The sequence below is a fragment of the Actinomycetota bacterium genome, assembly GCA_035540895.1.
Lineage (GTDB): Bacteria > Actinomycetota > JAICYB01 > JAICYB01 > JAICYB01 > DATLFR01.
Genome location: DATLFR010000057.1, coordinates 1 through 13,837, shown reverse-complemented (window position 1 = coordinate 13,837; position 13,837 = coordinate 1). Strand labels below are relative to the sequence as shown.

General features: G+C 70.5%; 17 protein-coding genes. 4 read left to right on the top strand and 13 right to left on the bottom strand.

What is annotated here, in order from left to right; translation table 11 throughout:
• Positions 1 to 17 precede the first annotated feature (17 nt).
• The 4 genes from VM840_03035 to VM840_03020 form a co-directional block, all read right to left on the bottom strand.
• On the bottom strand, positions 18 to 821 hold the full coding sequence (locus VM840_03035; protein ID HVL80551.1) for a DUF1838 family protein: 804 nt from the start codon (positions 819 to 821) through the stop codon (positions 18 to 20).
• 1 nt (position 822) lies between these two features.
• The gene (locus VM840_03030; protein HVL80550.1) at positions 823 to 1,275 is read right to left on the bottom strand and encodes a DUF3598 family protein; all 453 of its coding nucleotides are present in this window, start codon (positions 1,273 to 1,275) and stop codon (positions 823 to 825) included.
• A gap of 239 nt (positions 1,276 to 1,514) precedes the next feature.
• Positions 1,515 to 2,927, bottom strand: coding sequence for an aldehyde dehydrogenase family protein (locus VM840_03025; GenBank protein ID HVL80549.1), 1,413 nt, complete (start codon positions 2,925 to 2,927; stop codon positions 1,515 to 1,517).
• Positions 2,924 to 3,940, bottom strand: coding sequence for a nitrilase-related carbon-nitrogen hydrolase (locus VM840_03020; GenBank protein ID HVL80548.1), 1,017 nt, complete (start codon positions 3,938 to 3,940; stop codon positions 2,924 to 2,926). Before VM840_03020 ends, VM840_03025 begins: the two co-directional genes overlap by 4 nt.
• 41 nt (positions 3,941 to 3,981) lie before the next feature.
• Here VM840_03020 and VM840_03015 point away from each other — a divergent pair, with 41 nt between their 5' ends.
• Genes VM840_03015 through VM840_03005 form a run of 3 tightly spaced genes read left to right on the top strand, consistent with a single transcriptional unit; the run spans position 3,982 to position 6,607 of the window.
• A complete protein-coding gene (locus VM840_03015; GenBank protein ID HVL80547.1) occupies positions 3,982 to 4,473 on the top strand; it encodes a MaoC family dehydratase N-terminal domain-containing protein in 492 nt (163 codons plus the stop codon).
• Complete coding sequence (locus tag VM840_03010) at positions 4,470 to 5,480, top strand: LLM class flavin-dependent oxidoreductase (protein ID HVL80546.1); 1,011 nt, start codon at positions 4,470 to 4,472, stop codon at positions 5,478 to 5,480. The genes VM840_03015 and VM840_03010 overlap by 4 nt, the downstream gene beginning before the upstream one ends.
• Positions 5,477 to 6,607, top strand: a complete 1,131-nt coding sequence (locus VM840_03005; protein HVL80545.1) for a RidA family protein — start codon at positions 5,477 to 5,479, stop codon at positions 6,605 to 6,607. The genes VM840_03010 and VM840_03005 overlap by 4 nt, the downstream gene beginning before the upstream one ends.
• A gap of 9 nt (positions 6,608 to 6,616) precedes the next feature.
• On the opposite strand, the gene VM840_03000 is transcribed toward VM840_03005, so the two are convergent.
• Entirely contained in the window at positions 6,617 to 7,054 is a 438-nt protein-coding gene (locus VM840_03000; GenBank protein ID HVL80544.1) for a DUF1579 family protein, read from the bottom strand.
• 159 nt (positions 7,055 to 7,213) lie between these two features.
• On the opposite strand from VM840_03000, the gene VM840_02995 reads away from it, so the two are divergent.
• Complete coding sequence (locus VM840_02995) at positions 7,214 to 8,317, top strand: right-handed parallel beta-helix repeat-containing protein (protein ID HVL80543.1); 1,104 nt, start codon at positions 7,214 to 7,216, stop codon at positions 8,315 to 8,317.
• A 36-nt stretch (positions 8,318 to 8,353) separates the two neighbouring features.
• Here the strand turns inward: VM840_02995 and VM840_02990 are convergent, their stop codons facing one another.
• The 8 genes from VM840_02990 to VM840_02955 form a co-directional block, all read right to left on the bottom strand.
• Positions 8,354 to 8,752, bottom strand: a complete 399-nt coding sequence (locus tag VM840_02990) for a DUF488 family protein (GenBank protein HVL80542.1) — start codon at positions 8,750 to 8,752, stop codon at positions 8,354 to 8,356.
• Positions 8,749 to 9,162, bottom strand: coding sequence for a GNAT family N-acetyltransferase (locus tag VM840_02985; protein HVL80541.1), 414 nt, complete (start codon positions 9,160 to 9,162; stop codon positions 8,749 to 8,751). Before VM840_02985 ends, VM840_02990 begins: the two co-directional genes overlap by 4 nt.
• The gene (locus tag VM840_02980) at positions 9,159 to 9,506 is read right to left on the bottom strand and encodes a hypothetical protein (protein ID HVL80540.1); all 348 of its coding nucleotides are present in this window, start codon (positions 9,504 to 9,506) and stop codon (positions 9,159 to 9,161) included. Before VM840_02980 ends, VM840_02985 begins: the two co-directional genes overlap by 4 nt.
• A 34-nt stretch (positions 9,507 to 9,540) precedes the next feature.
• Positions 9,541 to 10,710, bottom strand: a complete 1,170-nt coding sequence (locus tag VM840_02975; protein ID HVL80539.1) for a winged helix DNA-binding domain-containing protein — start codon at positions 10,708 to 10,710, stop codon at positions 9,541 to 9,543.
• A 19-nt stretch (positions 10,711 to 10,729) separates the two neighbouring features.
• On the bottom strand, positions 10,730 to 11,275 hold the full coding sequence (locus tag VM840_02970; GenBank protein HVL80538.1) for a hypothetical protein: 546 nt from the start codon (positions 11,273 to 11,275) through the stop codon (positions 10,730 to 10,732).
• On the bottom strand, positions 11,272 to 12,018 hold the full coding sequence (locus tag VM840_02965) for a biliverdin-producing heme oxygenase (GenBank protein ID HVL80537.1): 747 nt from the start codon (positions 12,016 to 12,018) through the stop codon (positions 11,272 to 11,274). Before VM840_02965 ends, VM840_02970 begins: the two co-directional genes overlap by 4 nt.
• An 11-nt stretch (positions 12,019 to 12,029) precedes the next feature.
• Positions 12,030 to 12,749, bottom strand: a complete 720-nt coding sequence (locus VM840_02960) for a biliverdin-producing heme oxygenase (GenBank protein ID HVL80536.1) — start codon at positions 12,747 to 12,749, stop codon at positions 12,030 to 12,032.
• Between the two features lie 110 nt (positions 12,750 to 12,859).
• Positions 12,860 to 13,645, bottom strand: coding sequence for an IclR family transcriptional regulator (locus VM840_02955; protein ID HVL80535.1), 786 nt, complete (start codon positions 13,643 to 13,645; stop codon positions 12,860 to 12,862).
• Between the last annotated feature and the right edge of the window lie 192 nt (positions 13,646 to 13,837).

Here is a 13,837-nt window from a genome sequence, read left to right as displayed (position 1 = left end):
GCCAGTGTAGCGGTCCGTTACGCCCGTGATGCGAGAAGCTTGCGGAAGTACGTCCAGCTCGTCTCGTTGGGCTCGGTGAGCTCCCGGGGCGCCTCCCGGTACGTCGGGGCGTCCCGGTCGATGCGCTCGCGGATCCAGTCGGGCAGCGCGCCGTACCCCCCCTCCAGCTTCTTGCCCCGGCAGTGGTAGACGAGCATCCCGGGCCGGTCGGACATCCGCATCCACGGGAGCCACGGCCCGAGCCGCGTCCAGGACACGTTGCAAGACGCGTTCACGTTCGCCTCGTCGGCGATCTCGGACGTCTTGCAGAAGAACTGGAAGAGCTCGGCCGCGCGGTACGTGTCGTCGCCCGAGTGCTCCGGGAACTCGGCTCGCGGGAGCGGGGACGGGTACGCGAGCAGGACGTCGACGTTGAAGTAGAGGTCGTCGCCCATCCCGGTGACGGGGAGGCGCCACGGACCGTGCGGGCCCTGGAGGCGGAACCGCTGGTTCACCGGGTCGTTGAAGATGTGGACGACCTCTACGGTCTCCCCCGTGAACGGGTTCGCCCACTCGTCGATCGGCTCCCGCCGGAAGGGGTCTAGGTAGAAGACGGCCTCCCGTGTGAGCAGGTCCCAGCCCCCCTCGGTCTCGACGGCCCGGGCGATGTTGTACCCCTCTATCCCCAACAGCGGCGGTCCGGGACGTTCCGGGGGCCAGGCGTGGACGTTGCCGGTGAACCAGGTCACCGTGTCCGAACCGTCCAGGGAGGCGCGGGCCTTGATCAGAGCCCGCATGCTCGCGGCCGGGTCGCTCAGGTCGAGCGGGGGCGGCGTCGGCACGTCAGCTCACGCGGTGCTCGTCGATCAACGTCCGCTGGAAGCAGACGCCGTCCTTGAACCAGTGCCACGTGCGGGAGCGGTTGTTCCCAGAGTCGTCGAGGTGGATCAGCTCGTAGAGGGTGACCGAACGGTCCGCCTTGTAGACCCAGTGCAGGACGATGCAGTGGTCGTCCACCTCCCAGCACACGCCGTCGATGCGCTCCGTGTCGAAGTGGAGCCTCCCGTCGGCGTAGGTGGCGGGGAACTCGATGCGCTCGGTCCGCCCGTCCTCCCACGTGTACTCGTTCGTCTGGTGGTACGGGGTGGACGGGTCTTCGGGGAAGGAGCACGTGAGGCGGGACGCGTGGCGGTCGATCACCTTCGCCTCACGGTCGACGAACGTGTAGGTGCCCTCCCAGATGCCCTCGTGGCGCGCGAGCAGAGGCATCTCCTGGCGGATGTTCGTCGTCTGCACTGCACCTCCCCGTTCCGGTGTACGGAACATTGTTCCAGAGCGGCAGGCGAAGGGTCAACGGGCGGGCAGGCCGCCGTCCGTCTCGCGTGTGACCCGTCCTGCGCACACGTGGAGGCCGGGTCCCTGTCTGGGTGCCAGTCGTGCGCGTTCGGTGCCACGGGCGACACGTCCTACGCACACGTGGGAGCGGGGAGGCGGGGCGGACGGACGTGTGCGGCTCCCGCGTCACGGGAGCCGGCTCAACCCCTCAGGTGCGGGTACCACCAGGGGTCGGGGTCCGTACGCTCCGACACCAGCAGGGCCTGGCGCCGCACGAAACGGCGGATGGACGCGGCTCCCATCCGCGACCCCCCGAGCCCGGACATCTTGAACGAGTTCTTCTCCCCGTCGTGCACGAGCGCGGTCAGCGACGCGTCGTTGATGCTGACCGCGCCGGCCTCGAGCCGGGAGGCGAGCTGGACCGCCTCGTCCTCGGCTCCGAAGACGGCCGCGCTCAGGCCGTAGTGGGTGTCGTTGGCCAGGCGGACCGCTTCGTCCGGCGAGCCGAACGCCATGACGGGGACGAGAGGTCCGAACGTTTCCTCGGTCATCACCCTCATGGAGTGGTCGACCTCCGTGAGCACGGTCGGCCGGACGTAGGCCCCTCCGTCCACCCGCTCCACCTCGCCCCCGCTCAGGACCCGGGCTCCCTTGTCCACGGCGTCGCGGAGGTGGTCCTCGATCACCGCCACCTGGCGGGGGGCGATGATCGGGCCGATCTGTCCGGACGTAGGCTCCGGGACGGCGAGCTGGACCGCGGCCGCCTTCGCCACGAGCCGGTCCACGAACTCCTCGAAGACGTCGGCGGCGACGTAGACGCGCTCGATCGACTGGCAGGACTGTCCGGCGTTCGCGGTCGCCCCCCACAGGACCGCCGAGGTGGCGCGGTCCAGGTCGGCCGAGGACAGCACCACGGCCGGGTCCTTCCCGCCCAGCTCGCAGAAGGCCGGGATGAACCGGCGGGCCGCCTGCTCGGCCACCTTCCGTCCGGTCGCCACGCTCCCGGTGAAGCAGATCGCGTCCACCGTCTCGACCAGCGCGGCGCCCGTCTCGCTATCCCCGGTGACGAGCGCGAGCGGGAGCGCGTCCGGGACCGTCTCCCGCAGGGGCTCCACGAACCGCGGTGCGATCTCGCTCGGCTTCACGATCACCGCGCACCCGGCGACCAGCGCGGGGATGGCGTCGATCGTGGACAGAAGCAACGGGAAGTTCCACGGGCTGATGACGCCGACCAGGGGGTAGGGACGGACCGCCTGCTCGACGGCCACGCCCGGGACCGAAGCCGCCCGGCGCTCGGGGGAGCCGAGCGCATCCGCGGCGCCGGCCGCCCAGCGCCGCAGGGAGCCGACGACCGCGTCCACCTCCATGTGGGACTCGGCCAGGCGTCCGGTATCGGCGACGAGCGCCTCGACCAGCGCGGCCCGCGCGGCATGGACCGTGTCCGCCCACTCGAGCAGGGTGCCGGTGCGGGCGTCCAGACCGGACGCCTCCCACTGACGCTGCTCCTCGCGTATCTCCCCGGCCAGCGTGCCCAGCACCTCGGGGTCGGTGGCGGCGATGCGGTGGTCGACCCGTCCGGTGCGCGGGTTGACCACGTCGATCGTCCGGCTCACCCGATCACCCCGCGCTCGACCAGGCGGTCGATCACCTGCCGCTGCGCGCGCATGAAGTAGGCCCGGTCGGGCTCGGCTCCCGCGAGCCCGTTCGCCTCATGGAAGGACCCGCGTGCGTACTCCGGCGCGTAGAGGTCGAACCGGTTCCGGGCGAGGAGGTTCTGCATGCCCGGACGGCGACGGGCCGCGCGCAGCGCGTCGAGCTCGATCGTCGCGTTCGCGACCATCGACTCGCCGGGCCCGGCCTCGACGAGCACCCGCCCTTCGAAGTCGACCACCTGCGACTTGCCGTCGGTGGACCCGGCGGGGATCGGCGAACCCTCGATGCCGGCCGTGTTCGCCGAGACCACGTAGGCCAGGTTCTCGATCGCCCGGGCGCGCTTCGCCACGTCCTTCTGCGTCGGGAGCGGGGATCCGATCTCCGAGGTGGAGTGCAGGAAGACCTCGGCTCCCTTCATGGCCAGGCACCGAGCGACCTCTGGGAAGAGGATCTCCTCCGACGCGATGCAGGCGAGCGTCCCGATCTCCGTCCGGGCGACCGGGAACAGGTCGTCGTAGTGCTCGAGGTAGCGGTCCAGCACGTCGTGCGGGGTGGGGGAGAACATCGAGTTGAGGCGCCGGTAGCGCAGGACGACCTCTCCGCCGGGAGAGATCACGAACGAGGCCTGGAAGTACCAGCCCGGGAAGTGGGGGTCGGTCTCGTAGGCGTTGCCGGCCAGGTAGACGCCGTGTCCCCGGGCGATCTCGCCGAGCGTCTCGTACTCCGGGCCGTCCGGCGCGATCGCCGCCCGCTCGGCCCAGACCTCGATCGGCTCCCCCAGCGGGTGTCCGGTCAGGACGTACTCGGGCAGGACGACGAGCCGGCAGTCCGGACCGATGAAAGCCAGGCTCCCCGCCACCTGGGAGCCGATGCGCTCGATCGCTGCCCGGATGGCCGCCCGCGCCTCGTCCACATCCGAGACCCCGACCAGCGACCGGCAGGTCGTCTGCAGGGCGAGCGCCCGGAACGCCATCGCACCCCCGTGGTCGCGAAAACGAAACAGCGTTCCTTATTATGGAACACCGCGACCGCTGGAGAGACGTTGCCCGCTCCCACGCCACGACCGTGACAGGCACCTACGACGCGCTCGACGTGGGCGACACGTTCTCCACCCCCTCCCGAGAGGTGGACGAAGGGCTCGTCTCCCAGCTGGTGGCCACGGGTGGCTACACGCACCCGCTCTTCGTGGACGAGGCGTACGCGGCCGCGTCACCGTTCGGACGCAGTCCGCTCCCGGGCGCGGCCCTGCTGCTGCTGATGGGGGGCCTGTCCGAGCAGACCGGACGCTTCGACCGCACCACGGTCGCGCTCGTGGGGTACGACCGGGTCCGGTTCCGCGCCCCCGCCCTGCCCGGCGACACGGTGGGGGTCGAGCTGACCGTCGTCGAGAAGCAGGACCGCGGCTCCCGCGGGCTGATGACGATCGAGATGACGTGCACGAACGGGCGCGGCGACACCCTCGTCGAGGCGGCCGCGCTCTACCTGTTCGAAAGGACCCAGCCATGAGGATCGGATACGCCCCCTGGGGCGAGAGCCTGCAGGAGCTGACCGACGCGGCGAGGGCGGCCGAGGACGCCGGCTTCTCCGATGTCTGGGTGAGCGAGCTCCACCGCAGCGCGTTCGTGCCCGCGGCCGCCATCGCCACCCGGACATCGAAGGTCCGGGTGGGGACCGCGATCGCCCTCGGGTTCGTGCGCAGCCCGATGACGACCGCTCTGACCGCCCTCGACCTCGACGAGCTGACCGGGGGGCGGTTCGTGCTCGGCCTCGGATCCGGGGTGCAGCGGCTGAACGTCGACTGGCACAACGCCCGGTTCGGCAAGGCCGCCCCGCACCTGCGGGAGACGATCGAGGTGATCCGCCTCGTGATGGCGGGTGCGCACCGCGGGGAGCCGATCTCGTTCGAGGGCAAGTGGGAGCGGATCGCGCTGCGCGGCTACGAGCGCCCGTTCCCACCCGTCCGGGAGTCGGTCCCGATCTACATCGCCGCGGTCGGCGACGTGATGACGAAGCTGGCCGGTGAGGTGGGGGACGGATGGATCGGCCACGAGCTGGGCTCCCCGTCCTACCTGTCCGAGCGGCTGGTGCCGAACCTGTCCGCCGGCCTGGAGCGCGGCGGCCGCGCACGCGACGCGCTCGACGTGGTCGCCTCGGCGTGCTGCGTCATAGACGACGACTCCCGGCAGGCCAAGCGGTGGGCGGCCGGCCTGGTCGCCTTCTACGCGAGCGTCCGCACCTACGAGGACTTCTTCGACTTCCACGGTTTCCTGACCGAGGCCCGGCGGATCCAGGAGCGGTTCCGCAACGGCGACGAGCAGGGGATGGTGGAGGCCTGTCCGGACGAGATGGTCGATGCGCTCACCCTGTCCGGCACCCCGGAGGAGGTGAGGGAGAAGCTCGGTCGCTACGAGGGGCTGGTGGACGCGATGAAGCTGTCGCCGCCGACGCACTTCGTGCCCCCCGAGGTGACCCGCAGCTCGCAGAAGGCGATCCTGGAGGTGCTGGCCCCGTGATCGCCATCCGTCCGCAGCGCTTCCCCTGGTTCGACTACTCCCGTTACACGTTCTCCCTCGGGCTGGATCTGGGAGGGAGGGCATGGCTCTCCGGACACTCCGCGTCCGAGTACGACCCGGAGGCGGGACGGATCGTCGTCCGTGGCGGCATGGAGGAGCAGTCCCGGACGGCGTACGCGAAGATCGGCGCCATCCTCGAGGCGGCCGAGCTGGGGTTCGCCGACGTGCACCGTGTGGTCGAGTACGTGACCGCGGAGGGGATCGAGCAGTACGAGGGCGCGGCGGGCGTGCGCTCGGAGACCTTCGGGGGCCACGCACCCGCCGTCTGCACGGTCGTCGTGAACCGTCTGCTGCGGCCGCAGGCGCTCATCGAGATCGAGGTGACCGCCGGACCGCCGGGCAGCCCGTTCGAGGGAGGACACGCGACGGAGGGCGTCGTCTACCTGTCCTCGCTCACCGCCCCCGGCGCGGGAGACCTCGTCGCACAGAGCGAGGCCGTCTTCGCGCGGGCCGCAGAGATGCTGGGTGCGGTCGGTCTGACGCTCTCGAACGTCGTGAAGACGGTGGACTACACCACCCCGGCCACGCTCGGCGAGTACAAGCGGACCGGGCGCGTCCGCAAGGAGATGCTCGGACCCGTATACCCGGCCGCGGCCGGGATCCTGCTCTCCCGGCTGCAGCACCCGGACGCGTCGATCTCCCTCGACGTGGTCGCCTCCCGTCACGACCCGGTCGCGGTCAACCCAGGCTGGGACCGGTACTCCAAGCTCACCTACTCTCCGGCCGTGCGGGCGGGCGACGTCCTGTACATGTCCGGACAGGCGGCCCTCGACCCGGAGACGGAGAGGGCGGTGCACGCCGGGGACGTGGCCGCGCAGGCCGAGTACACCTACGAGAACATCCTGCGCGTGCTCGAGGCGGCGGGCGGGGGACCGCAGCACCTCGTGAAGACCATCGAGTACGTCACCCCCGACGGGCTGGACCGCTACCGCGAGGTGGCCGGGGTGAGGGAGCGGCTGCTCCGGGAGCCGTACCCCGCGTCGACGGGAGCCGTGTGCGAGGCGCTGCTGCGTCCGGAGTTCCTCATCGAGATCGACCCTCTGGCCGTCCTGCCCAGCCAGGGGTAGCGGGACGGCTCACGAAGGCGAGAGATCGGCGTCCACGGCGGGGACCTGGAGTCCATCGGGAGTGATGTTCCACATCTCGATGGAAAGGCGGTCCGGGGTGGCGCCGATCCGGATGCGCCACCCCCAGTCCGGGCCGGATGGGGCGGGGTAGGAACCGGTGGCGTCGAGGTCCGGACCCCCGCGGAGCACCATGATCGCGTGTCCGTTGTGCCAGGTGTCCGCCCAGTGCATCTCGACCGTTGACGCCTGCGGGTCGTGGGCCACGAGGATCGTGCCTTCCTGCTGTTGCCCCTCCCAGACCCATGTCTGGTCGAGCCGCACGAACCGCTCCTTCAGCACGGGAGCCACGTGCACCGTCGTCTCGGAGGTGACGCCGGGGTCGTCGGGGTTCAAGCGGAGCAGGTAGGTGCCTGTCCAGCTGCCGGCGCACGCGATAAGGTCGCTCATCGTCATGGTCCCTCCTGAAGCTCATGTGGATGGTCGCTGGTGAGCAGAGGGTAGCGGATCGTTGCGCCGGGTCCGGATCGGGCCGGTCCGAGTCGCGACCGGGGGATCGACGGCGTCGCGGGAGCAGGGATCGCGGCCGTCTGCGGCGAACCACACCGCATGAGGCTGGGGACGCTCACTGCGGGGATCGTGCTCTCGCTCGTCACGACGCTCCCTGCCGCCTCCCAGGTCCCCGCCGTCACGGCTACGTCGACCGTGATCGAGGGAGGCGAGCACACCTTCACCGAGCCCCTGGTCGTCGCTCCGGGCGCGACGCTGACCATCCGCGACGCCAAGGTCTTCCTTGATGCCCCGCGGCACTGTCCGACGGGCGGCACCGTCGCCTTCTGCCGGCCCCACCTCTTCGTGATGCCGGGAGCCACGCTCGTCGCCGAGCGCGTCACCTTCGACACGCACCGGTCCGTGGACATCGAGGACCCGTCGACGGGGTACATGGTCTACAGCTACGGCGGCCGGCTCCTGATCTCCGACAGCACGATCCTGCGGGCGAACGTGGTCGGCGGCGAGGCCCCCGGACATGCGAGGTCCGTCGTGAGGGACTCCACCTTCTCGCACGGGATACAGGCGATCAGCTTCACCCGCGGCATGGACGCGCTGATCGAGGGCAACACGATCGCGGCGCACAGGTTCGGGATCGATGTCCGCGACTCCAGCGCGGTCATCCGTGCGAACACCGTCAGCGTGCTCGGCTACGGGATCGACGTTCAGTCGACGCAGGTGGGCGACAAGGCGCTCCCCACCCGAGCGCTGGTCGAGGACAACGTCGTCACCGGTTCGTTGGGAGGGTTCTTCACGCTGAACGGGTTCTCGAGCACGGTGAGGGGGAACACGTTCGAAGGCAACAAGTGGGGGGCGATCCTGGGGGTCAACGGCGGGGACGCGATCGTCGCCCGGGAGCGGATCGTGTTCGAGCGCAACCGCCTGGCCGGCAACGAGAACGCGTTGCGGTCCTACGTGTCGGTGTCGCACGGACAGAGCGAGCCGACCGACTACATCGTGCCGATCCGGGGGAACTCGATCGTCGGCACTACGTGCAGGGCGGTCCAGGTCACCAGCTCGACGAACCCCAACGTCCGGCTGACGCTCGACGCCCGGGAGAACTGGTGGGGCTCCCCGGAGGGCCCGCTGACCAACGGCGACGAGTGTCCGGCCGTCACCGGAGCCGCGCTGGTGGAGCCGTGGCTGCAAGCACCGCCGGAGTAGCCAGCCACGGTCGGGCTGCCCATCGGGAGGCGGACGTCATGCCTCCTCAGCGATCGAGGCTCCCGCCTCCCTCAGCTCTGCGGCGAGCAGGGACCGGTGACAGTGGGAGGCGTCCTCGCAGTAGCAGCCCACGGAGAAGTCGGACGTGTGTGACAGCACGGCCAGCAGCTCGATGGTGCGCCGCGGCGTGCCGGACGACATCTCCCGCCGGTAGCGACGCGCGTAGCCCTGCCACCGCTTCGGGGTGATCGGCTCGGACATGATCCACGCCCGCAGCGGCTCGCTCGGAGCGAGCTCCGGGAGCCAGAGGTCGAAGTAGTCGAGCCGGGCGAAGTCCTCCTTGCGCACCCCGCGGGGCGGACGCCGGACGGTGCCGAGCCTCACGCCCTCGCCGGGCTCCCTCGGGGAGCCGAGTCGGACGACCCGGACGCTCACAGCTTCAACCGGAAGTGATGGGAGGTGATCGCCATCCGGTTGGACAGGTAGAAACGGTGGGCGTCGAACCGTTGCACGCCGGAGTCGAGCTCGAGCGTCAGGCATCCGTTCGCGCACGCGTGCTCGACGAGGTCGTCGAAGAGCGCCTTGCCGAATCCCTTCGACCGTCGCCGCTCGTCGGTGACGAGGTCGTCGACGTACAGCATCCGGCCGGCGAACAGGTTGTCGAGGACCCGGAAACCCGCCACCGCGGCCACCTCGCCCTCGTCCTCGACGAACGCCAGCTCGTACCCGCCCAGCTGTTGGCGCCGTACGGTGGGGACGAACGCATCCTCGCTCAAGTGGGGACGGAGCTGCACCACCACCGGGTAGCAGCGCGCGATCTCGGGATCGGACGTGGCGAGCTTCACCGTTCCCTGCGGAACCCCACCTCGACCGGGAGGTCGGTGAACAGCTTCGTGTCCAGGAACTCCCACCACTCGTCCTGCGTCACCCGCTCCGACTCCCAGTCGTCGTCGGACTTCAGGTTCGCCAGCGCCTTGCGGTACTCGCCGAACGCGGCCTCGTCGTCGAAGGCGGCCCAGTTCTCGAGCACGTAGACGTCACCGACCACGCTGTAGTACCAGCGGACCTCCTTCACCATGGGGAGGTCGCGGTAGAACCAGCTCTCGCGCTGCGAGAGCCAGGCCCAGAACGCCTTCATGTCCCGGCGGGCACGGGGAGCGAGCTTCATGCGGTAACGGAGGTAGATCATGCGTCCAGGATACGTACGGGCCGGGCTCCCCCGATCACCCGCTCGACAGCTCGCGTTCTAGGGGGGTCCGGAACCTGGGCACGAACCGGACGTCCCCCAGCCAGTCGCGGAGGGCGGACGCCTCCTCGGCCACCGCGCGGTGGGCGCTGCGGCCGACGTCCTCCAGGAGGCGCCAGACGACCTGTCCGTCGGCTCGCTGCGCCCACCCGCCGACCACCCGGCCGTCCCACCAGATGGTCGGGCCCGCGTTCCCGTTGCGGTCGAACAGGGCCTCACGGTGGGAGAGGTACCAGTCGCGGCCCTTCCAGCCCATGACCGTCGGATCGAGGGCGGGTAGGAAGGCGACGCGGGGCGGCGGGGGTTCGACCGGGTCGAGGTCGTCGGGGAGCACGTACCCGCTCCCTGCGTTGAGCGCGACCTCGATGGCTCCCACGGCGTCCAGGGCGCGCGTCGTCTCCCGGACGGTCCAGCCCGTCCACCACCTCATGTCCTCACGGGAGCCGGGTCCGAACGCGCGCAGCCACAGCCTCGCCAGCTCGGCCTGAGCGGGTGCGGTCTCCCACGAGTGCAGGTCGGTGCCCAGCCACTCCTCTGCGAGCGCCCAGCGGTACTGCGTGGAGGTCCACCCTCCCTTGGGCCGGGCCCGGACGATCCGTCCCTCCACGGCTAGCAGGAACAGCACACGGGTCGAGACGCCGGTCCTGCCCTGCGGCCGACCGTCGCGGTGCACCTCCATCTGCAGAGCGAGGTCGGGTACGCGCTTCGACAGCGCCAGGGCCGTGGAAGGCCCCATCTCGCGAAGGGCGTCCAGGACGTCCTGCGAGCACCGGTCCAGGAACCGGTCTCCCCGGCGCGTCAGCCCGGCTTCCTCCAGCATCCGGACCGTCCTCGTGCGCTGGGCGGCGACCAGACCGCGCGCGGCGCCCGCCTGCACGACCGGGGCGGTCTCGGTCGGGACGACGAACATGGTCCTGCGCATGCCCAGGATCCGGGCCAGGGACCTCTGCTCGTACAGCGCGTGCTCGATCTCGTCCGGGGTCACGTGCGGGGCGCGGGCCCGGGTGCCCAGGAAGACCGTGACCGGGTCGGAGGAGTGCAGGCCGACCACGGACGCCGCCACCTCCACGCAGTTCGCGGCCGGACGATGCAGGTGATGGCGGATGGACAGCCTGGCTCGCCGCTGGGCGTCGTCCAACCTGGGCATGCCACGCACCGTACCCCCGTCAGGGGGAGGGATAGGTGCGGATGAAGAACGGACCGTCGGACCCGGCGGGCTCCCCCCATGTCCAGGTGCGGGCCGACGGGTCCAAGAGCTCGGCCGGCGGACCCTCGTCCGGCGCCTCGCCGAACCACGAGGTGGACCGGTCCCAGTCGAGCAGCTTCATCGCCGGCCCCCCCAGGGTGCACGAGCGCGCGTCCTCGTCGGTGGCCGCGAGCTCGGACCGCACCCACCGGGCCGGACCGAAGAACCGGGCCACGCAGACGGTCTCCCCGACCGTGCGCATCGATGTCCGGAGCCAGCCGGACGGCATGAACCCCCAATCACCCGCGTCGAGGACGAGGTCGCCGATCTCGATGCGCCCGGACAGCACGACGACCTCCTCGGCCGCCTCGTAGTGGCCGGGGACCGTCCGCTGCCACCCGTCCGGGAACGCGACGAGCAGCGTGAGGTCGCGACCGACTGGTCCCTTCAGGAGGTACGAGACGCCGACGGGGACCGACCCGTCCGGGATCTCGAAGGGGGCGAGCTCGGCCTCGTCCAGCCTCACGGATGCTCGGCGGCGAGCTCTTCGATGATGGCCTCGGTCTCCTCGGCGGAGAACTCGCCGATCCCGAAGTCCCGTCCGAGCTCGTCGGTCAAGGCGATGTTGAGCCTGAACGCCTCCGTGCCCTCGTCCACGAACCTCTGGGCCTCCTCGTCGCCGAGCGGCATGGAGTTCAGCCTCGCGTGGTATCCGCCGAGGAAGGTCCGTGGGTCGCCGACCTCGGGGTAGCGGTAGAAGTTCGTCCCCTCCTCGGTCAGCCCGTACGCACGCTCGAGGATCTTGCGCAGGATCTCCTGCCCGAGCATGTTGCCCATGTAGCGCAACCACTGATGCGCGACGTACGCGGGCGGGAACCCGTCACGAGCCCAGGCGATCCGGTCGACGTACGCCTGGGTGGCGGGCGTGCACGTCGCGGTCGAGCGCCAGTCGGGTCCGACGAAGTAGCGGAGGTCGGAATCGATGGCGTCGGTCCGGTACAGCTCCGGGGAGTGCATGCGCCCGACGACCGGGTCGTCCTTAAGCGCACGGTCGGTCTCCTCGAGGGCGGCGTAGACGAACGACTGACGCTTCAGCCACTCGACGTAGGCGTCCTGGGGGAGCTGGGCCTTGAGGAACTGGACCATGAACGGACGCCGCTCGGCCTCCCGGTGGATGACCGAGCTCCCGCCGAAGAGCCGCTTCGCCAGCGTCTCCTCGGCCGGGGCGGCAGCCGGGGCCTCGGGGGCCCCGGCGTTGCTGTCCGCCACGTGCCCTCCCCTTACGCCGTGGCAGCCGGCTCGAGGTGCTTCACCCCGAGCTGCTCCACCATCTCGATGTTGAACTCGTACGCGAGCAGGACCTCTTCCATGATCCGCCTCTTGCCGTCCCTGTCGAGCGGGAGCTGGTCGAGGGTGCCGCGGTAGGCGTCCTTGAAGAGGTTGGCGTCCTCGATCTCGTCGAAGACGTAGTAAGCGCGGCCGTTCGTCCCTTCGAGCCCGTACGCCTGCGTCAGCGCGCGGTCGATGAAGACGCCCCCGGACAGGTCGGCCAGGTAGCGCGTGTAGTGGTGCGCCACGAACTGCTCGGGCGTCGAGTTGCGGACCCGGTCCACGTACTCCTGGGTGACCTCGAGGATCTCCGGGAGCTCGGTCGTGCCGGTGACCTGCTTGTAGAAATCGATGTCGGCTCGGATGGCGGTGGTCCGGTTGAGCTCGTCGATCACGATCGGACCGGCCACCGGGTCGTCGCGCAGCTCCTCCGCGCGCGCCTCGAGCGCCTCGTACACGGGCAGCACCTGTACCAGCAGGTCGAGGTAGCCCTCCTTCGAGAGCGTGCCCTTCACGAGGGCCTGCTCGAAGTCGGAGTACTCGGCCCGGGCGTGGTCCGGCCAGGTCTGGCGGCGCATAACGCGGGAGAGGGGTCCGTCGGCCAGCTCGTTGACGACCTCCGTGGGGATCTTCGCCTTCAGTTCCTCTATGCGGTCGATGACCATGGACATGGGTGTACCTCCGGTGCGTAGTCGGACGGGGCATTTCACGACGCCCCGTCGCATAATCTAGCCCGGTTCACGACACCGTGTCAACGGTTGCCGACGGCGCGTCGTGAAGTTCAGGTAGGGACGTGTCCGAGCTGGTGGGAGAGCTGGGTCGTCGCGTCCAGCAGGAGGCCGGCCGCGCGCTCGGCGGTCCCGGCGAACCGCTCGGCGGGGCCGCACACGCTGATCACCGCGACCGGGCGTCCGTCGAACCCGAAGACGGGCGCCGCCACCGAAGCCGCCCCCTCCATCCGCTCTCCCGCGCTGGCCGCGTACCCCCGGGAGCGGATCTCGTCCAGCTCTCGGCGCAGGGCCCGGGGGTCGGTCACGGTGGCCGCGGTCAGCCCCGCGAGCGGACCGTCCAGGTACGCCGCCTGCTCCTCCTCGTCGAGGAACGCGAGGAACGCCTTCGAGGAGGCCCCCGCGTGCAGCGGCACGGCCAAGCCGAGCTGGACGACCATCTTCACGTCCCGGACGGGAGTCACCTGGTCGACGTACACCCGGGTGCCGTCCGTGCGGACGGACAGGGTCGCCGTCTCGTCGGACTCCCGGGACAGCCTCTCCAGGTGAGGACGGGCCAGCCTCTGGACATCGGTCCTGCGCAGGTAGGAGAGCCCCAGGTGCAGCACCCGGGGGCCGAGCGAGTAGCGCCGGGTGGACTCGTCCAGCTCGACGAACCCCTTCGCCCGGAACGAGGACAGGATCCTGTAGACGACCGCCTTGGACAGGTTGAGCGCGGTGGCGATCTCGGTCACGCCGAGGGTCGGCTCGGGTGAGTCGGCGAACATGGCCAGGACGTCGGTGGCGCGGTCGATCGCGGCGATCGTCTGGGCGGGAGCCTCCGCCTCCGTGGGGGGCATGGGGCTACCGTACCGCAGAGCGGAACAGCCCCGGAACGCCGTTCCTCCCCGGGAGCCGGCGCTGCCCGGTCCGCGGGCCGGGCTCCCGATGCGTCGGTCCGGAGCCCGGCTCCCGTTGCGTAGGTTCGGCCCCGGTTCCCGGTCTGCTCGGCTCCCGTTCGCCGGTTCGGGACACACGGTCCTCATCTGGGG

Coding starts and splice junctions, on each gene's coding strand:
- VM840_03020 (HVL80548.1), bottom strand. CDS start 3,940: ATGGCGTTCCGGGCGCTCGCCCTGCAGACGACCTGCCGGTCGCTGGTC.
- VM840_03015 (HVL80547.1), top strand. CDS start 3,982: ATGGAACACCGCGACCGCTGGAGAGACGTTGCCCGCTCCCACGCCACG.
- VM840_03010 (HVL80546.1), top strand. CDS start 4,470: ATGAGGATCGGATACGCCCCCTGGGGCGAGAGCCTGCAGGAGCTGACC.
- VM840_03000 (HVL80544.1), bottom strand. CDS start 7,054: ATGAGCGACCTTATCGCGTGCGCCGGCAGCTGGACAGGCACCTACCTG.
- VM840_02995 (HVL80543.1), top strand. CDS start 7,214: ATGAGGCTGGGGACGCTCACTGCGGGGATCGTGCTCTCGCTCGTCACG.
- VM840_02980 (HVL80540.1), bottom strand. CDS start 9,506: ATGATCTACCTCCGTTACCGCATGAAGCTCGCTCCCCGTGCCCGCCGG.
- VM840_02975 (HVL80539.1), bottom strand. CDS start 10,710: ATGCCCAGGTTGGACGACGCCCAGCGGCGAGCCAGGCTGTCCATCCGC.
- VM840_02960 (HVL80536.1), bottom strand. CDS start 12,749: ATGTCCATGGTCATCGACCGCATAGAGGAACTGAAGGCGAAGATCCCC.
- VM840_02955 (HVL80535.1), bottom strand. CDS start 13,645: ATGCCCCCCACGGAGGCGGAGGCTCCCGCCCAGACGATCGCCGCGATC.